This is a genomic window from Bifidobacterium sp. LH_491, from assembly GCF_056356495.1.
Window position 1 is genome coordinate 604,154 of sequence record NZ_JBKEUI010000001.1, and the last position, 21,133, is coordinate 625,286.

The window sequence follows — 21,133 nt, forward strand, 5'->3', positions numbered from 1 at the left end:
GAAAGTACCTGTTGGCGATGAAGCCGGCGGGCCGTCCAAAGCGGTGTAAACCGCTTGTGTTCTAGGGAGGTTCATATGGAAATCGTCGTTACCGGACGCCATACGCAGATTAGGCAGCGTTTCCGTGATGTCGTCGAGACCAAGATGAATCGTGTGACCGCTATCGCCCCCGATGCGCAGCGGGTGCAGATTGTCGTCAGCCATGAGGGAAACCCGCGTCAGGTAGATACAGCGCAGCGAGTGGAAATCACCGTCATCGCCGGGCGTACTGTGGTGCGTGCTGAGGCGTCGAGCGCCGACGAGTACAGCGCGTTGGATATGGCGTTGGACAAGGTCATTTTACGCTTGCGCCGTACACGCGACCGTCGCAAGGACCATCGTCGTGGGTACACGTCGTTGACGGCGGTGGATATGGGCGCTGTCGAACCCAGGGTGCAGGAACCTGCCGAAGAGGAGATTAACAACAGTCCTCAGGCCGCTGTGTCATCGGATTTGGGACCAGGCGAGTCGGTGGAGGTGCAGGTTGGTGACACGCCGATTGTGATCCGTCGCAAGTTGCATGTTGCCGAGCCGATGACCATCGATGAAGCATTGTACGAAATGGAATTGATTGGGCACGATTTCTTCCTGTTTGTCAATAGGGAGACGAACCGTCCTTCGGTGGTGTATCACCGGCATGGTTGGAGCTATGGCGTGTTCGAAATCGATACACCCGAGCATGTGAACGCTCGTTAGGTACGTCATGACGCGGGAGTGTCCCGTGGTACCGGGGCGGCCAGCCGCGCAACACGCGCGGCTGGCCGCCCCGCCTGTTGAGGAGCGAGAGGCGCATGGATGGGAAAATAATGGAGTTTGGACGTGTCGCCGTATGGGAAAATCGGCTCTATCGCGTAGTATGAATGAAGTTTGTGTCTAGCCGTGCTGACGGTTAGGCTCTGCTCGTGAACGAAACCGGTAAGGGAGCGAACGTGGTAGATATTGTCGACAAAGCCCTGCGTATGGGTGAGGGACACCAGATCAAGAAGCTGGAGAATGTGGCGAAAGCGGTAAACGCGCTCGAAGATGAGATTACCGCCATGAGCGATGAGGAGCTGCGTGGGCAGACCGGTCGTTTCAAGGAACGTTTGGACAACGGCGCGTCGTTGGACGATATCATGGCTGAAGCCTTCGCCACGGTGCGAGAGGTGTCGCGTCGTACCCTGGGACAACGACACTTCGATGTACAGCTGATGGGCGGAGCTGCTTTGCATTGGGGCAATATCGCCGAAATGAAGACCGGTGAAGGCAAGACCTTGGTCGCCACGCTGCCGAGTTACCTCAATGCTTTGGAAGGCAAGGGCGTGCATGTTGTTACGGTGAACGATTACCTGGCGAGCTACCAGAGCGAGCTGATGGGCCGTATTTACCGTTTCTTGGGGATGTCGGTCGGCTGCATCATCACCGAGCAGAAGCCGCCGGAGCGTCGCAAGCAGTACAACGCGGACATTACCTACGGTACCAACAACGAGTTCGGCTTCGATTATCTGCGCGACAACATGGCGTGGGAGCGCGGCGAGCTGGTGCAGCGCGGTCATCATTATGCCATCGTCGACGAGGTCGATTCCATCCTGATTGACGAGGCGCGTACCCCGTTGATCATCTCTGGTCCCGCCGAAGGTGACGTAACCCGTTGGTACCGCCAGTTTGCGCGTCTGGTGCTTAAGCTCAGCCGTGACGAGGATTATGAGATCGACGAGAAGAAGAAGGTCGTCGGCATTCTCGATCCGGGCATTACCAAGATCGAGGACTTCCTGGGCATTGACAACCTGTATGAGCCGAACAATACCGCGCTGATCGGATACCTGAATAACGCCGTCAAGGCAAAGGAACTCTTCCTACGTGATCGTGATTACGTGGTCACGCGCGGCGAAGTGCTGATCGTCGACGAGCATACGGGTCGTATCCTGCCGGGCCGTCGTTACAACGAGGGCCTGCACCAGGCCATCGAAGCGAAGGAAGGCGTGGAAGTCAAGGCCGAGAACCAGACCTTCGCTACGATTACCCTGCAGAACTACTTCCGTATGTATGACAAGCTGTCGGGCATGACCGGTACCGCAGAAACCGAGGCCGCCGAGTTCATGGGTACATACAAGCTTGGCGTACTGCCGATTCCGACGAATCGTCCGATGATTCGTGAGGACAAGGATGACTTGATTTTCCGCACGAAGAAGGAAAAGCTGGCCGCCATCGTCAAGGATGTTGCCAAGCGTCATGCCAAGGGTCAGCCGGTGCTGCTGGGTACCGCATCGGTGGAAAGCTCCGAGGTTGTCTCCTCGCTGCTGGATGTCGCCGGTATTCCTCACCAGGTGCTGAACGCCAAGCAACACGCCAAGGAAGCCGCGGTGGTGGCGGTTGCCGGCCGTAAGGGCGCCGTCACTGTGGCGACCAACATGGCCGGTCGTGGTACCGATATCATGTTGGGCGGTAATGTCGAATTCCTGGCTGACGCCAAGTTGAAGGCAGACGGTTATTCGCCGGAGGACACGCCGGAAGAGTATGAGAAGCGTTGGCCGGGCACCTTGGAGGAAGTCAAGGAGCAGGTTAAGGACGAGCATGAGGAAGTCACCCAGCTGGGTGGTTTGTACGTGCTGGGTACTGAACGTCATGAGTCCCGTCGTATCGATAACCAGCTACGCGGTCGTTCTGGTCGTCAGGGCGACCCGGGTGAATCGCGCTTCTACTTGAGCTTGGAAGACGATCTGATGCGTCTGTTCAACACACAGTTGGTGGCGCGCTTTATGGCCAAGGGTCTGCCGGAAGGCGAGCCCATCGAGTCCAAGAGCGTGTCCAAGGGCGTGCGTGCCGCACAGAAGGCTGTCGAATCGCGGAACTTTGAGATTCGTAAGAACGTCTTGAAGTACGACGACGTGATGAACAAGCAGCGTACCGTTATCTACGCCGAGCGTCAGGCTGTGCTCAAGGGCGAGGATATTCACGAGGATATCGAGCGTTTCATCGCCGATACCGTGGAAAGCTACATTCGCGGCGCCCAGCAGGGGTCGGATAAGCCCTCCGGCTGGGATTGGGATGGCCTGTTTGAGGCCCTGAACTCCGTGTTCACCGTGCATGTGGATATGGACGAAGCCAAGGAAAGCCTCGCCAAGCTCAAGGGAGACAAGGCGATTGCGGCATTGCGTGACATGATTGTCGACGATGCCAAGACCCAGTATGCGGCGATGGAGGAGCAAGTCAGCGAAGAAGGCATGCGCCAGTTGGAGCGTCGCGTGGTGCTGGCGGTGCTGGATCGCAAGTGGCGTGAGCATCTCTATGAGATGGATTACCTCAAGGACGGCATCGGTCTGCGTGGCATGGGCCAGCGCGATCCTCTGGTTGAATATCAGCGCGAAGGCTACCAGATGTACAACTCCATGGTGGAAGCCATCAAGGAGGAAAGCATCCAGCTACTGTTCCATGTTGACATCAAGCAGGTGGCTCGCACCGAGGATCCTGAATCGAATGAGCAGGAAGATGCGGTAATCGAGCGCACCGAATCTGCGCTGGGCATTGAGCGTGAGTCCGTGGCTTCTTCTGCCGACGAGATTGATGTTGATGGTGACAGCGAATCCACCGACACCGAATCCGCTGAGGGTGACGCCGCGGCTGAGGAATCCGCTGACGAGGCCTCCGACGAGCAGGAAGCGGATCAGGAGTCCGCGGCTGACATGGATGATGCGGATGATGCCAACAGCGAGAAGTCTGCCGACGACACGGTAACGTCGGACGACCAGGCTGACGAGCATATCGAGCCCGGCATTGTTGGTCCCGCGCCGTTGAGCCATGCCGAAGGCAAGGTGCCGGTGAGCAAGCGTCCTAAGAGCGAGGAACTGCATACGCCGTGGGCAGATGGCAAGACCTATCCGGGCACCGGCAAGAACTCGCCGTGCCCGTGTGGTTCTGGTCGTAAGTACAAGATGTGCCATGGCCAGAACGAGAAGTAATTCTTCACGTCTTGCAGAGCAACGATAAGGAGGGTGCCACCCACAAGGGTGGCACCCTCCTTATCTGTATCAATATATGTAGTATTTCGTATTCACGCATTGCGTGCGGCTATGGCTTTAGGCAGGGCTTCAGGTAGAGCCGTGCCTAAAGCCATACGGAACTGCTACACGCGGGCGCCGTCATCGTCTGGGTCGGTGCGCGTGTCGTGGAATCCCCGCAGTTGCGCCAACAATCCCGCGCCGCCTATGAGGAGACACAATCCGAACACCGTACCCAACACGCCGATGGCTGCGGGGAGCAGCGTGGAGGCGATGATACCGAACACGCCTATGAGAAACAGCACCCAGCACAACAGTAGCGAGAACCGTGGCTTGCCAAAGGAGGGATGCGGTGGCACGAAATCGTCGCCGTAGCGATCCATGACATTGTCGGTGTCCAGCCAGCTCGAACCGGTGAAATCACGGGGCCCCCGTGCGTGTGCGGTAAACGAGTCTTCTTTCAGGTCATGGACGGACAATAACGCTTCCTTCTCCTGACGTGCCGCCTGCTTGGAGAACTGTTTGGCGTCCTTGGAGCGTTCGATGGCACGGAAATCCTCGGCGTGCGCCTGCGCGAATTGCGCCCAAGCTTCATCATCGACGCTACCGGTGTTGCCGCCGGGTGTTGGCGAGGTTGAATGCTCGTCGTCATCGTTGGTATTGTTGAGTGCAGTCATACTTATTACTGTAGTCAAGCGGGAAGTCAATCCGCTGGTGAGGAAACGACGTGCTGTACTGGTTTTTCGTCAAGGGACTGGGTCCCATTGCCCGTCATCGTTTGAAGCCCACGGCCAAGGGAGTGGACTGTATTCCACGTCAGGGCGGTGCTATTATCGCCGCCAACCATCTTGCGGTGATTGACGATGCGTTGCTGCCGTTGACTTGCCCGCGCATGATTCATTTCATGGGCAAGGCGGAGTATTTTGAAGGCAAGGGCTTCAAGGGCAAGTTCAAGAAGTGGTGGTTCACTTCCGTGGGCGTGTTCCCGGTGGATCGTTCGGGTGGTTCGAAGTCCTTGGGCGCATTGGCTCACGCGCGTGAGATTTTGGAGGCCGGACATTTGTTTGGCATTCATGTGGAGGGGACGCGTAGTCCTGACGGGCGGCTGTATCGCGGGCATACGGGTGCGGCGCGTCTGGCATTTGAAACAGGATGCCCGATTGTGCCGACGGCGATTATCGGTTCGCGTGAGTTGCAGGAGCCGGGGACGGTGATTCCTGCCAAGGGTCGCACGACGGTGATGTATGGCAAGCCGATTGAGGTGGAGCGCAAGCGTCCCGACGAGGTGACGCATGAGGAGCTTCGTGCGCTGACCGACCGTGTGGTGGAGGCGATTCGCGCCATGAGCGGTCAGGAATACGTGGATGAGTACGCTCAGACGGTGAAGCGACGGTTGCAGGAACGGCGTGGACAGGAGCCTCGTTAAGCGGTCGGGCCACCCTGCTCGGCCGTATCGTGGGTAGCGGCCAGATACCTTGCCGATAGGCGGGTCTGCCTGGCTTATTGGCGGGCCGCTAGGTACGCCACCAAGTACGTCGCTGGCGAGCCTAGTAGCAACGGGCAATGCGGCAAAATGGCCGTCAGTATGGTTGTGGGCGCTTCTCTCAAAGAGGAGCGCCCACAACCATATATAATCACGTGGTGCGTGCCCAGCGCGGTGTGCTGGACCTACACGATGGTGAGGGTAATCACCGTAGGCTTGCCATTGGTATCGCGCAGACGCACGGTGCCACCGTCGCTGAAAGACTGGTCTCCGACTTTGATGTCGCGCACCGTACCGAATAATCCGCCAAGAATCTTGTTGCTGGTTACGCTGAATCCAAGCTTTTCCAACTGACTGGTGACGTCCTCTTCTTGCTTGCCGATAAGCCCGGAGGGAATGGTGGCGGTTTGTGGTCCCTTGGACACGGTGAGGGTGACGGTGTCGCCCCAGTGCAGTTGCGCGTTAGTCTGTGGCGAAGTGGAGATGACATCGCCTTGTTCGATGGAATCGGAGAAATCTTCGGTGGTGGTTACGTTCAGCTTGAGTTCGGCGAGGGTATTTTTCGCATCGTCGAGGTTGGCGCCGACGACATTCGGCATGGCCACGGGCATGGGGCCTTTGGACAGCACTACGGTGATGGGGGTGTTGTAATCAGTGGTGGTTCCAGGGGCTGGATCAATGGAGATGAGGGAACCGGTTGGATGATCCATCGAATATTCGTCCTTGGATTCATCATGATTGACGTGCGTGAATCCGGCTTCTTTCAACGCTGTTAGGGGGTTTTTACCGTGTTCGCTGTTGGTGTCGAGCATGTCGTCGGGAATGGTAGCTTGTTTGATGCCGCGCGACACGGTGACGGTGAGGGAGCCATGGCGTTTGCTCACACGGTCGCCTACGTTGGCGGGCGACGTGGTGATGACTTGTCCTTCGGCGATGGTGTCGTCGTAGGCGTGCTTCACCGTATAGGGAATGCCGGCCACGTTCAGTGTGGCGGCGTAGGCGTTCCACGATACGTCACGAATGGGGCAAGTCGATTCTTGGTTGCAGGAGGCATCGATGGGTGCGGGAAGCGTCCAATAGCTCCCGGGGCCAAGGAAATACCACCATGAGCCGCCTCCGGCGCATAATGCCACGACGAGTATGGTAATGATGGCAACGAGCCAGGGCGTGCGCGAGTGGTGGCTCCGTGTTGTGGTTGGCGTGGATGTGTCAGCCAGATCGGCGAGTTGTTGGGTCCATGAGTAGGCGTCGTGCCCTTCGCTGCCGACGTCGCCGGTGGTGATCATTTGAGTGGGTGCGTCAGCGCCGGCCATATTGGTGACGTCGACGGCACTTGAGGCGCCATAGACGGCGGTATCCGCGGATGTTGCCGTCGGTATCGCCATGGTGGCGTCACTCGATACGGTGTTGCTGGTTGAGGGTGCGCTGCCTGTGGACACTGTGGTGTTCATCGGTATGGTATTGTCTACCAGCGCATTGTCGGTGCGTGTGGAAGCGTCATTATTGACAGGGATAGTGGAGTCCAATGAGTTGCCATCCATTGAGACGGTGTCGGTTGGCGGTGCCGGTACAGGCGGTATGGCGCCGGCGGGGGCCGTGTTGGGCATCGTCATGGTGCGTTGTTCGTCAAACGGTTGCGTGGCTATCAGCGGCGCGGCGGGCTGTGTCGGCGTAAGGCGGTACTGCCAGTCGTCCACGTTGAGCTGCGAGGTAATGGTGCGCAACTCCTCAAGTGCCTGCGTGGCGTCCTGGGGACGGGCATCGACGTGTCGTGCGGTCAGATGTGTGATGAATGTGTCCACCTGCGGGTTAATGCCGGGGCAGCGTGTGGTCAGGGAGGGGATGTCCTCGTGTACGTGTTTGAACACGAGGGTGATGGGATTGTCCGAAGCGAACGGCACTTCGCCGACCAGCATTTCCCAAGCCATCACGCCTACGGAATAGAGGTCGCCCTGTGGCGTGGATTGATTGTGCTCAATCATTTCGGGAGCCAGATAGGCGGCGGTGCCCAGCAGCATGCCGGTGGACGACAATGTTGCCTGTGACGCGGCTCGTGCCAAGCCGAAATCGGTGATTTGCACGTGTCCGCGTTCGTTGATGAGGATGTTTTCCGGCTTGATGTCGCGGTGGACGACGCCTGCCTGATGTGCGGAGGATAAGCCGTCGAGAATTTCCGACATGATACGCAGGGTGTCGCGTACGCTGAAGGTGCGTTGTTCGTTCATCTCATGGCGCAGGTTGACGCCGTGAACGTATTCCATGACGAGGAAGTCAAGGCCGTTGAATTCACCGGTGTCGTACACCTGCACGATGTGCGGGTTGGCAATGGCCGCGGCTGATTGGGCTTCTCTGCGGAATCGTTCCACGAATTGTTCGCGATACGGGCCTTGTGCCAGTTGGGTGTGCATGATTTTGATGGCGACGGGCCGGTTCAGGCGCTCATCCAATGCTTGGTACACGGTGGCCATGCCGCCTTCGGCGATCTTGCGCTGAATGCGGTATCGTGCTTCGATGACTTGCCCTGTGGGCGCAAATGCGGCTTCACTCATGGTTATGTATACGATTCCTCGATCGGGTGTTTGCTTGCCAGTCTACATGGCGTCAAGGGTGTTGGGGCGCTGATGATGTGGAAATTCGGGGATAAAACGTTCGCATGCGCGGCATAAGACGTCGTGTTGTGCGTCGGACCATTGCAGTTGGATGCTCATATCGTGCAACGCACGGTGCGCTTGTGTGGCAAGTTCGCCGATGCGTTGGCGCGAGCGTTCGATCGCACCGCTGTCGGTGAAGATGGTGATGGCACGGGCCACGTCCTGCTCGCTACGGTGGTCGGCCTGGAACATGGCGATGAGTTCCTGCCGGTGGGCCTCGGTGCCGTAGGCCAGTGCGTCGGCGAGCAGTACGGTGCGTTTGCCTTCCTTGATATCGCCGCCGATGGGCTTGCCGGTGCGGGCGCTGTGTCCCACCACGTCGAGAAGGTCATCGGCGAGTTGGAACGCCAATCCCAGAGGGGTGCCGATGTCAAGCGCCCAACGATGGGACTTCTCGTCGTCGATGCCAGCGGCAAGCAATCCCAATTCTAACGGGGCGATGGTGGTGTAACTGGCCGTTTTCCAGCGAAATACATGCAAGGATGCTTCGGCTAGGGTGCGTGGGTCGTCCATATCGTTCAGTTCGATGGCCAAATCCAGCACTTGTCCTAATTCGACGTCTCGGTGCATGGTGAGAAACGCGTTGGTCAGCGCATGGGCGTTGGGCAGGCGGCTGGCGGCGTCGTGTGCGATGGCGATGCTGGCGGTGGCGAGCATGTCGCCCAGCATGATGCCCAGTCCTTGGCCGATGTCAGCACGGTGGAAGGTGGCGCTCAAGGACCGGTGTGCTGCTGGTTTGCCGCGTCTGAGGTCGGAGTCATCGATGATGTCGTCGTGGACGAGCGCGGCGGTTTGCAGCACTTCGATGGCGCATGCCACGTCGAATATTGCGGCTGCGGTGTCAGTGGTGTCGCCGCTGGTTCCGTCGGTGTGGGGACGTGCCGCTGCGGCTTCGTAGGCGTTGAGGGCAAGCATGGCCCGCAATCGTTTGCCGCCTTCGTTGGATTGCAGTGCTTGGCGCATGACGGCGTCCACGGCGTCGGCGTCGATGCCGAGTTCGTGCGCAGGCGGGCACCAGCGCTGCAGCAGGGTGGCGATGCGCGTTTCGATACGAGATGCTTGTGCGGTTGCGTCCATACTGACGAGCCTATCTACAGGTGTGGGCGAGGCGTTCGACCACAAGGTCGTGCCGAGGGCATGCCTTCGACCACCGAGGGGCGTTGGCATTGCATGCAGCGTGTTGCGAGGGGCACAGTGGGCGTGTCGAACGTGACCTGCGTTCGTATCGGTCCGACGTATGAGGAAAAGGAGCGGCGTATGGGGCAGCAGCCGGTAGAGGTAGCCGAGGAAGTATGTGCGGGTGGCGGCTGGCGGCCGGACGACATGCGGTGTCTTGTGGGGAAGTATCGCAGTTTGCGGCGCGAACATGGGTGTGTCCAGGCAGATCGGCGGTGGACTCGCAAGCCTTTTGGATGGTGGTTGAAGGCTTTGTCTGATCCGCATGGTGAGCTACTGCCGCTCGATGATGCTGACGGGCGGGATATGGATTGCGATGCCAAGCGGGCGGGAGGGAGTGGCGATCACAGTGCCGACGTCGTTGCCTATGGTGGCGGGCGGTGGCGACCGGGCCGATACGCCGCAGCGGAGCCTGCCATGCGTGCGTTGATAGTAGGTATGGGGCAAACCATGGCGATTCGCGACGCGATGTTGATGTCCATGCTGCTTACCGACGAGGAGTCGTTGATACGGCAATTGGCGTGCGAGCCGCATAATCCGCAGGTGTCGCAGCGTATGTATGAGCTGATGGCGCAGGCGTTTCATGATACAAGCTGGCGTCCGGATATGGATCGGGTACGTCGTGGGTTGGCGTTGCTGTCGTATATGGCCAGCCGTGCGCCGCGGGATATGCGGGTGCAGCCTATGGCGGTGATGGCGTATGCCTTATGGTGGTTGGGCGATAAGCGTGCCGATGATTATGTGATGCAATCGCTGGCCATTGACAGCAAGTGCTCGTTGGCGAGCATCGTGCTCTCAGCGCTGTCTCGCGGTGTCGGCCCGGCCTGGTGTTGGCCAGACACGCCGTCGCAGTCCAATATGCCGTAAGTGGGAATAATCGTCCGTGCGCAGTGGTTAACTCCAATACAGAAGTAATTTGCCCTTGCCATAACTATGCCCTTGTGGTATATAAGGCGGGCGTTGCCTATGCAGGAGGATTAAGCTTGGCTACGAAACGTACGGCGAATCAGCAGCGCTCCGATGAGCCTGAGGAAACCGAAGGCAAGACCACGAAGCGGAATGCTTCCGCCTCCAAGGAGGTGACGAAGACGCCGAAGCGCAGCACGGCCAAAAGTGCTGCTGCCAAACATGCCAAGCCTGCGGATATGGACGAGGAGCTGGACGACTCCGATGTTGAGGATGTCGATGGCGATCTTGAGGACTTTGACGACGATCTTGACGAGGTGGATGTCGAGGATCTTGATGATGACGAGATGAACGAGTCCGAACCGGAACCGGAAGAAGATGACGACGACAAGCCCGCTGAGCCGGAAACCCCCAAGGAAAAAGGCGCGTACGTGGTGCGCGATGATGATGACGACGACAATCTCACGCCGTCGGGTAATCCCAAGCGTCGCGTGGTCGCCGCCGGTGCCACGGCCGACCCGGTCAAGGACTACTTGAAGCAGATCGGCCGCGTCAGTTTGCTGAACGCCGAGCAGGAAGTTGACCTGTCCGAGCGTATCGAAGCTGGTTTGTACGCCCAGCACATTTTGGACACGGAAGCCGACGCACTGGATTTCAAGCGTCGTCGTGAGCTTAAATGGGCTGCCGCTGACGGTAAGAAAGCCAAGGATCACCTATTGGAAGCCAACCTGCGTTTGGTGGTGTCTCTGGCCAAGCGTTACACGGGTCGCGGCATGCTGTTCCTCGATCTCATTCAGGAAGGCAACCTTGGATTGATCCGCGCTGTGGAAAAGTTTGACTGGAAGAAGGGCTTCAAGTTCTCCACGTATGCCACGTGGTGGATTCGTCAGGCCATCACGCGAGCCATGGCCGACCAGGCGCGCACCATTCGCGTGCCCGTGCACATGGTCGAAGTCATCAACAAGCTCTCGCGTGTGCAGCGTCAGATGCTGCAAGACTTGGGGCGTGAGCCCACACCGGATGAGCTGGCCCGCGAGTTGGATATGCCGGTGGAAAAGGTGCAGGAAGTGCAGAAGTACGGCCGCGAACCAATTTCCTTGCATACACCGCTGGGCGAGGACGGCGATTCAGAGTTCGGCGATTTGATCGAAGATACCGATGCCATCGCGCCTTCGGATGCCGTGGCATTCTCGCTGTTGCAGGAGCAGTTCAAGCAGGTGTTGGAAACGCTGTCGCCTCGTGAAGCAGGCGTGATCAAGATGCGTTATGGCCTGGAGGATGGGCAGCCCAAGACGTTGGACGATATCGGCCGCGTATATGGCGTGACGCGCGAGCGTATTCGCCAGATTGAGTCGAAGACCATGTCCAAGCTGCGTCACCCGTCGCGCTCGCAGACCTTGCGTGACTTCTTGGACCAGTAGTCGTCACATACTGCGACCGCGCGTGGCGCGTGTCGGTGAAGAAGGGTGGAGTGGCGGCGCCGCCAATGCGGCGCCGCTGCTCTGTGTGAATAACCGTGTGTCGAATGACGGAAAGTAGGGACGCTCATGGCGGGCAAAGGGTACGGTGCCGACAGTCTGACCGTGTTGGAGGGACTGGATGCGGTGCGCAAGCGTCCGGGCATGTATATCGGTACCACGGACAGCCAGGGATTGATGCACTGTTTGTGGGAAATCATCGACAATGCGGTGGATGAGGCTCTGGCCGGGGCCTGCGATCACATCATCGTGACCTTGCATGACGATGGCTCGGTGGAAGTCGCCGACAATGGGCGTGGCATTCCCGTTGACATCGAACCGAAGACCGGGCTGAGCGGCGTCGAAGTGGTATTGACCAAGCTGCATGCGGGTGCGAAATTCGGCAATGCGTCGTACAACGCGGCCGGTGGTTTGCATGGCGTCGGTTCGTCCGTGGTGAACGCTTTGAGCGTGCGTTTGGACGTCGAAGTCGACCGCGATGGCAAAACCCATCATATGGCGTTCCATCAGGGTCATCCGGGTGTGTATGACGATTCCGACCCAAGCCATCCTTCGCCCGATGCGCCATTCAAGCGTACTCGGAAGAATAAGCCTACCGAGTTGGCGATCATCGGCAAGGTTGGTGCGAAAACCACGGGAACGCGCGTGCGTTATTGGGCCGATCCGGAGATTTTCAACGCCACGGCACAGTTCAGCTACGAGCAGTTGATCGAGCGTGTGCGCCAAACCAGTTTCCTGGTGCCCGGTTTGAAGATCACTGTCATCGACGAGAACGTGCGTGAAGAACACGCTAGCGAAGAACGCGGCGGTGACGAATATGGCAACGATGAGTCGCTAACGTCAGCGCAGGCGGCGCAGGAGAGGGACGCCGTGGTGGCGGACGAAGATGGCGCCCCGGCCGAAGCATCGTCGCAGGCCGACGAGTTGGCGTTCGACGATGTTACCGTATCTGATGAAACGGCTGACGAGCCTAACGAGGGCACGCACGATGCAGTCGAGTTGGCGTCGCACACGATGGAGCAAGCCTCGAAAGCGGGCGCTGGCGAGCATCCCCGCGTGGTGGAATTCGTGCACATGGGCGGCGTCAAGGATTACGTGGAGTTCCTCTCGAAGGGTGAGCCGGTATGTGACATTTGGCGCATTACGGGCGAGGCGACCTACGACGAGGAAACACAGGCGGTTGGTCCTGGCGGCGAATTACATGCCGAGCACGTCAAGCGCACGTGCGGCGTCGATATTGCCTTGCGATGGGTCAACGGCTACGACACCACCATTCGCAGCTTCGTCAACGTGGTGGAAACGCCGGGCGGCGGCATGCATGTGGATGGATTCATGCAGGGGCTGACCAAACAGGTGCGCAAAGCCGTGGAAGACAATGCGCGCAAGCTTAAAGTGAATCTTAAAGACAACGGCACGCGCATCGAGCGTGACGACATTATGGCCGGTCTGGTCGCCGTGGTGACGGTGCGCATCGCAGAACCGCAGTTCCAAGGCCAAACCAAGGACGTATTGGGTACGGCCCAGGTCAAGCCCATCGCCACGCGCATGACCGACAAGCAGTTCGGTGAGATGATCGCCGGCGCCAAGCGCGGCTACAAGGAGCAGTCCGGGCGTGTGCTGGAGAAAATCGTTGCCGAAATGCACGCACGTATTCAGGCGCGTAAAACCAAAGAGGTGACGCGCCGTAAGAATGCGCTGGAATCGGCTTCCATGCCGCCGAAACTGTCGGATTGCCAGCCGGGCAACGACGATGTGGCCGAGCTGTTCATCGTCGAGGGTGATTCGGCATTGGGCACCGCCAAGGCCGCACGTAATTCTGGCTTCCAGGCCTTACTGCCCATTCGCGGCAAGATTTTGAACGTGCAGAAGGCCTCGCTGAGCCAGATGCTGTCGAATAAGGAGTGCGCGGCCATCATCCAGGTGGTGGGCGCCGGCTCTGGCGCCAGCTTCGATATTGAGCAGGCGCGATACAACAAAGTCATCATGATGACCGATGCCGACGTGGACGGCGCCCATATCCGCATTTTGCTGCTGACACTGTTTTACCGGTACATGCGTCCGCTTATTGAACATGGGCATGTGTATGCCGCCGTGCCGCCGCTGCATCGCATCGCGCTGACTGGCAAGCGTAAGGGCGAGTACTTGTATACGTATTCGGACGACGAGTTGGCAGGAAAGCTGGCGGAACTTGACCGGCAGCATATTGCCTATGACGACGATATCCAGCGGTATAAGGGCTTGGGTGAGATGGATGCCGACCAGTTGGCGGACACCACGATGGATCCGCGCTCGCGTGTGCTGCGACGTATCCGCATGGAGGATGCCGAAGAGGCAGCGTCGATATTCAGTTTGCTGATGGGCGATGACGTCCCTCCACGCAAGCAATTCATTGTCGATAACGCCGATGATTTCGACCGTTCCAAGATCGATACCTGATACCGCAACAGCGAGTGCCCCCGACTGGACTCGAACCAGCAACCTGCGGATTAGAAGGCCGATGCTCTATCCTTTGAGCTACGGGGGCGCACGCATGTATCTTACACCAGCACATGACAGAAGCGTGGCCACTCGCGCATGGCGTGTGGCATCGGCTATTGCTCGCGTGATGGCGCAGTTCATAGTGCAGCTCTGCAGTGGCGCAGTAATGCGGCATCATGGTGTGCCATCGCACGGACCGAGCATGCCGGGGCGATAGCATGAGAGGCATGGACTCGGCAGGAGGATGGCATGGCTGATAGCGCAATGATTGCGGTGCGCGGGCTGACCAAGGATTATGGCCAGGGGCGTGGAGTGTTCGACGTCGATGTGTGCGTCAGGCAAGGCCATACGCTGGGATTTTTGGGAGCCAACGGTGCGGGGAAAACCGTCACCATGCGCACGCTGATGGGATTCATCGCACCGCAGCGCGGTAGCGCGCGCATTGCCGGTATGGATTGCTTCCGCGAGCAGGCCGCGATACAACGCATGGTGGGGTATGTACCTGGCGAACCATGTTGTCCGGATGCTATGACGGGGAAGGGGTTTATCAGATTCATGGCACGTATGCGCGGATTGTCGGACGAGGGGCGTGCTCATGAGCTGATCGAACGGTTCGAGCTTGATCCCACGGCGAAAATCGGCCGTATGTCAAAAGGTACGAAGCAGAAGGTGGCCTTGGTGTGCGCGTTTATGGCGTCACCGAGCATCCTGCTATTGGATGAGCCGACCAGCGGGCTGGATCCGCTCATGCAGGAACGGTTTCTCGACTTGGTGCGCGAGGAGCATGAACGTGGCGCAACCATACTGCTGTCGTCCCACAGCTTCGCCGAGGTGGAACGGGCGTGCGACGAGGTGGTGTTCATTCGCGCCGGTCGCGTGCGGCGTGCGCTGCCCATGGCGCAGGTGCATGAAATGCGGCAACGGGTGTATGAGGTGACATTCGCCGACGTCGACACTGCGCGGCGGTATTGCGCTGTCCACGATGGCGCGTCGCCGGTCGTGGGGCGTGCTGACACGGTACGCGTTGCGGTTGGCGGCGAGGTCGACGCGTTCATCAAGGATATGGCGACTTATGCGGTGCGTGATGTTACCGTGCGCTCGCAAGGGTTGGAAGACATGTTCCTCGACATATATGGGCAGGATGCTGTAGGTAAGGGGCATGGGGGAGATGACGGGTTTGCGTCGAATGCGCGAGCTGGGGAGGAGTGGCGATGATTGCGGCGTTGTGGCGGCAGCAGTGGCGCGCAAATATAGCACTGGTGGCGGCGTTCGCCGCATTGTTCAGCTTGTATGTGTGGGCGATCACTGCCATGTATGATCCGCAAACCAGCGCCATGCTGGAGGCGATGACCGAGAGTATGCCGCAGGTGTTTTCGGCGTTTGGCATGGACGAGGCTCCGGGCAGTTTGGATGGGTTCATCGTCAATTATCTGTATGGGTTTTTGTTGGTGTTGCTGCCATTGATTCTTATGGCGCTGCTGGTGTATCGGCTGCTGGTCAGGCCGGTGGAGCGCGGCAGCATGGCCTACGTACTGTCTGCCGGTCGGACGCGCCTGCAGGTGGTGATGACGTTGCTTGCGGCATTGGTGAGCTTGATGCTGGCGCTGATGGCATGGGTGACGTTGATGGAAGTGGTGGCGGGCGCTACGTTGGCTTCGGGCGAGCTGGACGTGTGGCCGATGGTGCGCGTCAATCTTGGTCTGGCCGCATTGTGGCTGGTGGTCGCCGGTTTGCTGTGGTGCGGAACGTGCGTCTCGCCGCATGTGGGCAAGGGACTATGGGCTGGTGCGGGGTTCTGCTTGCTGTCGTTTATTCTGCAGATGGTGGCCCAGTTGGGCGATGATCTTGCGTGGGTGCGGTATCTGACGTTTCTGACGTGTTTTGACCGGTACGGTTTGCTGGATGGCGAGGCTGCGGCCTGCTGGCAGGCTGGTGTCTTGGCTGGCGCAGGTGTGCTGTTGTGTGCGGTTGGCACGGTGGCTTTCGCGCACCGGGATATTGCCGTATGACGGTTACGTCGTAAGCTGCGAGCCGTGGTGCGACGTGCTGGTGTGTGCGGTGGACTGCTTCGCTGAGCAGCGGGCCTATCCGGTCCTTGGCGCAGTGATGCGGTTCAGTGTTCGAGCGCGTCGAGAATGCGTGCCGTCAGGGCATGTTCTGTCAGGCCGTAACGCTCGCACAGCTCGCGCAAAGGCACGCGGTCGGTGAATTCTTTGGCGCCGGCGGCATTGAGCACGTGCATGGCACGCATGCGAGGATCGGTATGGTTGGCATACCATGCGGTGATGGTGGTGCCCCAGCCGCCGTCTTGTTGGCCGTCCTCCACAGTGACGACCAGGCGATGGTTGTCGGCGAGGCCGCAGAGCATCGTGGTGTCCAAGGTGTCGTATCGGTGCGGGTCGACGATGGTGGCGTCGATGTGGTGTTCGCGCAATGCCCGTGCGGTGCGTGCGGCCAGCGGCTGGCAGTTACCAAGTGCGATGAGGGCGACTTGCGAACCATGATGGAGGACGGTGGCATGCGCGTAGTCCTGCGTCTTGTCGCACGCGCAGGTGCGCTCGTCCGATAACCCGTTGCGTCGTTCTTCGGCAAGAATATTGTCACCGGGTACGCGAATCACTACTGTGCCGTGGTCGCGGTTGGATACCGACCAGTCCAGCATGGCGAGGAATTGCTCGCCGCTGGTGGGAGCCAGGCATTGGATGCCTGGAATATTGGCGAACATGGTGATGTCGAACGCGCCGGAGTGGGTATTGTCGGCGTTGGAGAGTCCCGCGCCAAACACCAGTAGGGTGACCGGCGCGCCGTTGAGGGACAGTTCCTGCTGAATCTGATCGTAGGCGCGTTGGAAGAACGTCGCGGAGGTGGCGAGCACGGGAGTGCCGCCCGCTGCGGCGATGCCGGCGGCATAGGCGGCGGCGTGTTCTTCGGTGATGCCGGTGTCTACGTAATGCTCGCCTGCGGTCGCGCGAAATGCCTGGGTGATGCCGTTCGAGCCAGGGGTGGCGGGGGAGATGACCACCAGACCGGGAATCTCTCGCCAGCGCTCGCGCAGTAGGGTCATGGCCTGTTCGCCGTAGTGCTTGCGCGCGCCGGGCAGCTTGTTGGCGTCATGCAACGGGTTTTGCCAATGGTTGGCCTCGCATGATCCGGGAAGCAGTCCGGCTTGGGCGTCCTCCTCGTCCAGTCCCAGACCCTTGCAGGTGTGGATGTGCAGCACGATGGGGTGGTCGATGTCGCGTACCTCGCGCAGCGCCTGTTCGAGTGCGGCTTCGTCGTTGCCATGCTCTACGTAGCGGTATTGCAATCCAAACGCTTCGAAGAGGTTGGGCTGGTAGGTGCCTTGGGATTTGCGTAGCTGTGCCAAGGTATCGTACATGCCGCCTACGTTGTCGGCGATGGACATTTCGTTGTCGTTGACGATGATGATGAGGTTGCCGCCCTGTGCCGCGGCGTTGTTCAGGCCTTCAAACGCCACGGCCGAGCTCAACGCGCCGTCGCCGATGACGGCGATGACGTTGCCGATAGGCTGCGCGGGACCGGGCTGCCCGTTGGATGTGGTGCGGCAGGCGTTGACGTCGTCATTGTCGTGGTGCGCCGCCATATCGCGCGCTTTGGCGATGCCGCATGCCAGGGAAATCGACGTGCCGGTGTGGCCGAGCACGAAGTGGTCGTGTTCGCTTTCCGCTGGATTGGTGAAGCCGGTGATGTCGTCGGCATGGGATGGGTCGCGATAGGGACGGGCGCGTCCGGTGAGCATTTTATGGACGTAAGCTTGGTGCGAAACGTCGAAGATGATGCGGTCGCGCGGCGAATCGAATACGCGGTGCAAGGCCACGGTGAGTTCTACGACGCCCAGGTTCGAGCCGATATGCCCTCCATGGGTTTTGCCGTAGGAGACCAAGGTGTCGCGGATTTCGGCACACAGTTCACTTACCTGCGGTTCGGCAAGGGTTTTGAGATCCTGTATGGACGTAAGACGTTCCAAAATGCCGTGCATGATGTCCCTTCCGTGCGTGAAATCCAACGGCGAAATTATAGGTGACATGTCGATTTATTGGATCGTGAGCAGTAAAATGCCCGCAAGTTCTCCGTAAAACGGCGTGGCGCAATCGTGGGTCGCGGCGGCGTCGCGCACAATGGAACATGGCGTGACCGGTGGTTGTTGCATGTCGGCGCTTGCCGTGATGGTACCAGCGCTCGACGAGCGACAGCCAAGCCGGCGCTCGTGCGGACGGCGATGGAAAGGAACTGCGATGCGTGCGGTATATGCCAATGGAGTGAACGCGCAAGACCCGCTTTCGATGCTGAGGGTGGGGGAGCGCCCCGAACCGACGGTGCGTGAGGGATGGTCGATGGTCAGGGTTGCGGCGGCCAGCGTGAACCATCATGATGTGTGGAGCCTGCGCGGTGTGGGACTGCCAGCCGAGTTGACGCCGATGATTTTGGGTACGGATGCTTGCGGCGAGTTGTGCGACGACATTCCCGGACTCAAGCTCAAGGCCGGGGACGCCGTGGTGGTGTACGGCGTGATCGGACAGCATGCGGTCGGTGTGGATCCCGGCGAACGACGCAGCATGCTCTCCGAACGCTATCCGGGTACGATGGCGCAATATGTGGCGGTGCCCAGTGCCAATATCCTTCCCCAACCCGCGCATCTGGACGCCGGCGAAGCTGCCGCGTTGGGTACCAGCTGGCTCACCGCCTATAGCATGTTGTTCACCTCGGCCGCGCTCAAGCCCGGCGACGCCGTACTGGTGCAAGGTGCGGGCGGGGGTGTTGCCACGGCGTGCATACAGTTGGCTCATGCCGCCGGCCTGGAGGTATGGGTGACTTCCCGTTCGCAAGACAAGCGCGAACGTGCCATCGCCCTTGGCGCGGATGAGGCTTTCGAACCGGGCTCCAGACTGCCGCGCAAGGCGGACGCGGTCATGGAATCGGTGGGATCGGCGACGTGGCACCACTCGGTGACAGCCGTGCGCCCCGGCGGCACGATAGCGGTATGCGGCGCGACCACGGGCGACCAGCCCGGTGCCGAACTGACCAGGATATTCTTCCAAGACATTCGCGTACAGGGCACGACCATGGGCACGTTGGACGACATGACACGACTGCTGCGGTTCGTGGAGCATACGGGATTGCGTCCGCTCATCGACACGCGCTACGCGATGGATGACGCGCCACGGGCCTTCGCCCGCATGGAACGAGGCGACATGATGGGCAAGCTCATCGTGAACATCGACCCGCGTGCGTAGAGTAGACGCCATAACCCATAACATACAGTGTTGGAGGTAGGCATGGCAGAAGCGACCCCGCAAGTGGCGGTCATCATGGGTTCGGCAAGTGACTGGGATACCATGAAACATGCATGCGACATGTTGGATCAATTCGGCGTACCCTACGTCAAGCAAGTCATTTCCGCCCACCGAACCCCCGAACTGATGGGCCAGTTTGCGCATGAGGCGCGAAAGCGCGGCCTGAAGGTCATCATTGCCGGAGCTGGGGGTGCCGCTCACCTGCCCGGCATGGTCGCCGCGCAAACCACCCTGCCTGTCATCGGCGTGCCGGTGCGCTCGCATGCCTTGTCTGGATGGGATTCGCTGCTCTCCATCGTGCAGATGCCCGGCGGCATCCCCGTGGCCACCACGGCCGTAGGCAATTCCGGCGCCACCAATGCCGGTTTGTTGGCGGTCAGCATCTTGTCGACGACGGATGAGCGGCTGGCCCAAGCGCTGCAGGAATATCGCGACGGTTTGAAGGAGAAGGTGGAACGGTCCAATGCCGAGCTTGTATGAGGAAACCAAGGGCGCTCGCCGTCGCTTGATGCCGGGCGACACCATCGGCATTGTCGGCGGCGGCCAGTTGGGACGCATGATGGCGTTGTCGGCGCGCTATATGGGATTGCGCGTCGGTGTGCTCGATCCGACGCCGGATTGTCCCACGGCGCAGGTGGCGGATTTTCATATCGTTGCCCCGTATGACGACCGTTTGGCGATTCGTGAGTTGGCGCAGCGCTGCGATGTGCTGACGTATGAGTTCGAGAATGTGGACGCCGATGCGTTGGATGCGGTGCGCGATTGTGTGGCTGTGCCGCAGGGTACGGATTTGCTGCGGGTGACGCAGCATCGTGTCAGGGAGAAGACGTTTATCAACGACCATGGTGTGGGCACGGCTCCGTGGCGGGCGGTGAACGGTCGGGCGCAGCTGCGTGAGGCGGTTGACCGGCTTGGCTATCCACTGGTGTTGAAAACCTGCGAAGGCGGGTATGACGGGCACGGCCAGGTGGTGCTACGTGGCGAGGAGGATTGGGAGAAGGTGTGGCCTGACGATGACTTCCCGCCATCGATCGCGGAGGGTTTCGTCGATTTTGCGTTTGAGGCGTCGGTGCTGGTGTCCGGCAACGGCGAGGAGTACGTGACGTTCCCGCTGGTGCGTAACGAGCATCGGCATAATATTTTGCATATGACGCTGGCTAGCGGTGATGTGGATACCGATATTGCCCGGCGGGCGACGCAGCTGGCGCTGACGTTGGCGCGTGGGTTTGCCTTATCGGGTACGTTGGCGATCGAGCTATTCGTGATGCCCGATGGCCGGGTGCTGGTGAATGAGATGGCTCCGCGTCCGCATAATTCCGGACATTACACGATTGAGGCGTGTTCCATCGATCAATTTGAGGCGCATGTGCGCGGTGTGGCTGGCTGGCCGTTGCCGTCACCGGTACTGTTGTCGGATGCAGTGATGGTCAATGTGCTGGGACAGCATGTTGGGCCAGTTCGTGCAGCACTGGGCGAGCATCCCGAGTGGCATGTGCACGACTACGGCAAGGCGCAGGCGAAGCATAATCGCAAAATGGGTCATGTGACGGTGCTGTGTGACGACGTGCGACGCGCGGTCGAGCGCTTGCAGGCCAGCGGATGCTGGGATGATGTCAGGCGGTCGGCATGA

Annotated in this window: 14 protein-coding genes, 1 tRNA gene and 2 pseudogenes; 12 read left to right on the plus strand and 5 right to left on the minus strand. The window is 59.7% G+C overall.

Annotation, left to right across the window (positions count from 1 at the left end; translation table 11 throughout):
* Nucleotides 1–75 precede the first annotated feature (75 nt).
* The 3 genes and pseudogenes from hpf to AC1AWK_RS02070 form a co-directional block, all read left to right on the plus strand.
* Nucleotides 76–735, plus strand: a complete 660-nt coding sequence (gene hpf / locus AC1AWK_RS02060; protein WP_476567714.1) for a ribosome hibernation-promoting factor, HPF/YfiA family — start codon at nucleotides 76–78, stop codon at nucleotides 733–735.
* A 233-nt stretch (nucleotides 736–968) separates the two neighbouring features.
* Nucleotides 969–3,698: pseudogene (gene secA, locus AC1AWK_RS02065) on the plus strand (preprotein translocase subunit SecA); the annotation flags it as partial.
* Between the two features lie 96 nt (nucleotides 3,699–3,794).
* Nucleotides 3,795–3,977: pseudogene (locus AC1AWK_RS02070) on the plus strand (SEC-C metal-binding domain-containing protein); the annotation flags it as partial.
* 164 nt (nucleotides 3,978–4,141) lie between these two features.
* On the opposite strand, the gene AC1AWK_RS02075 reads toward AC1AWK_RS02070, so the two are convergent.
* Nucleotides 4,142–4,693: a hypothetical protein gene (locus tag AC1AWK_RS02075; protein WP_476567715.1), complete on the minus strand. Its 552-nt coding sequence runs from the start codon at nucleotides 4,691–4,693 to the stop codon at nucleotides 4,142–4,144.
* Nucleotides 4,694–4,743: 50 nt separating this feature from the next.
* Here AC1AWK_RS02075 and AC1AWK_RS02080 point away from each other — a divergent pair, with 50 nt between their 5' ends.
* The gene (locus tag AC1AWK_RS02080) at nucleotides 4,744–5,442 is read left to right on the plus strand and encodes a lysophospholipid acyltransferase family protein (RefSeq protein WP_476567717.1); all 699 of its coding nucleotides are present in this window, start codon (nucleotides 4,744–4,746) and stop codon (nucleotides 5,440–5,442) included.
* Between the two features lie 242 nt (nucleotides 5,443–5,684).
* Here AC1AWK_RS02080 and AC1AWK_RS02085 read toward each other — a convergent pair whose 3' ends face one another.
* Both AC1AWK_RS02085 and AC1AWK_RS02090 read right to left on the minus strand, forming a co-directional pair.
* Entirely contained in the window at nucleotides 5,685–8,048 is a 2,364-nt protein-coding gene (locus AC1AWK_RS02085; RefSeq protein ID WP_476567719.1) for a protein kinase domain-containing protein, read from the minus strand.
* A gap of 42 nt (nucleotides 8,049–8,090) precedes the next feature.
* The gene (locus AC1AWK_RS02090; RefSeq protein WP_476567721.1) at nucleotides 8,091–9,227 is read right to left on the minus strand and encodes a polyprenyl synthetase family protein; all 1,137 of its coding nucleotides are present in this window, start codon (nucleotides 9,225–9,227) and stop codon (nucleotides 8,091–8,093) included.
* 60 nt (nucleotides 9,228–9,287) lie between these two features.
* On the opposite strand from AC1AWK_RS02090, the gene AC1AWK_RS02095 reads away from it, so the two are divergent.
* From AC1AWK_RS02095 to AC1AWK_RS02105, 3 genes are all read left to right on the plus strand, one after another.
* A complete protein-coding gene (locus tag AC1AWK_RS02095) occupies nucleotides 9,288–10,193 on the plus strand; it encodes a hypothetical protein (RefSeq protein ID WP_476567723.1) in 906 nt (301 codons plus the stop codon).
* Between the two features lie 116 nt (nucleotides 10,194–10,309).
* The gene (locus tag AC1AWK_RS02100) at nucleotides 10,310–11,653 is read left to right on the plus strand and encodes an RNA polymerase sigma factor (RefSeq protein ID WP_476567725.1); all 1,344 of its coding nucleotides are present in this window, start codon (nucleotides 10,310–10,312) and stop codon (nucleotides 11,651–11,653) included.
* Between the two features lie 126 nt (nucleotides 11,654–11,779).
* A complete protein-coding gene (locus tag AC1AWK_RS02105; RefSeq protein WP_476567727.1) occupies nucleotides 11,780–14,146 on the plus strand; it encodes a DNA gyrase/topoisomerase IV subunit B in 2,367 nt (788 codons plus the stop codon).
* Between the two features lie 15 nt (nucleotides 14,147–14,161).
* Here AC1AWK_RS02105 and AC1AWK_RS02110 read toward each other — a convergent pair.
* Nucleotides 14,162–14,234 (minus strand) — tRNA-Arg (locus AC1AWK_RS02110).
* 203 nt (nucleotides 14,235–14,437) lie between these two features.
* Between AC1AWK_RS02110 and AC1AWK_RS02115 the strand changes: the two genes are divergently transcribed.
* Nucleotides 14,438–15,403: an ABC transporter ATP-binding protein gene (locus AC1AWK_RS02115; RefSeq protein ID WP_476567728.1), complete on the plus strand. Its 966-nt coding sequence runs from the start codon at nucleotides 14,438–14,440 to the stop codon at nucleotides 15,401–15,403.
* On the plus strand, nucleotides 15,400–16,197 hold the full coding sequence (locus AC1AWK_RS02120; RefSeq protein WP_476567730.1) for a hypothetical protein: 798 nt from the start codon (nucleotides 15,400–15,402) through the stop codon (nucleotides 16,195–16,197). Before AC1AWK_RS02115 ends, AC1AWK_RS02120 begins: the two co-directional genes overlap by 4 nt.
* A 104-nt stretch (nucleotides 16,198–16,301) precedes the next feature.
* On the opposite strand, the gene AC1AWK_RS02125 is transcribed toward AC1AWK_RS02120, so the two are convergent.
* Nucleotides 16,302–18,191: a 1-deoxy-D-xylulose-5-phosphate synthase gene (locus tag AC1AWK_RS02125; protein WP_476569537.1), complete on the minus strand. Its 1,890-nt coding sequence runs from the start codon at nucleotides 18,189–18,191 to the stop codon at nucleotides 16,302–16,304.
* Nucleotides 18,192–18,444: 253 nt separating this feature from the next.
* Here AC1AWK_RS02125 and AC1AWK_RS02130 point away from each other — a divergent pair, with 253 nt between their 5' ends.
* From AC1AWK_RS02130 to purK, 3 genes are read left to right on the plus strand one after another with little or no spacing between them, the layout of a single operon-like run.
* Nucleotides 18,445–19,443, plus strand: coding sequence for a zinc-binding dehydrogenase (locus AC1AWK_RS02130; RefSeq protein ID WP_476567731.1), 999 nt, complete (start codon nucleotides 18,445–18,447; stop codon nucleotides 19,441–19,443).
* Between the two features lie 42 nt (nucleotides 19,444–19,485).
* Nucleotides 19,486–19,983, plus strand: a complete 498-nt coding sequence (gene purE / locus AC1AWK_RS02135) for a 5-(carboxyamino)imidazole ribonucleotide mutase (protein WP_476567733.1) — start codon at nucleotides 19,486–19,488, stop codon at nucleotides 19,981–19,983.
* The gene (gene purK, locus AC1AWK_RS02140) at nucleotides 19,967–21,133 is read left to right on the plus strand and encodes a 5-(carboxyamino)imidazole ribonucleotide synthase (protein WP_476567735.1); all 1,167 of its coding nucleotides are present in this window, start codon (nucleotides 19,967–19,969) and stop codon (nucleotides 21,131–21,133) included. The genes purE and purK overlap by 17 nt, the downstream gene beginning before the upstream one ends.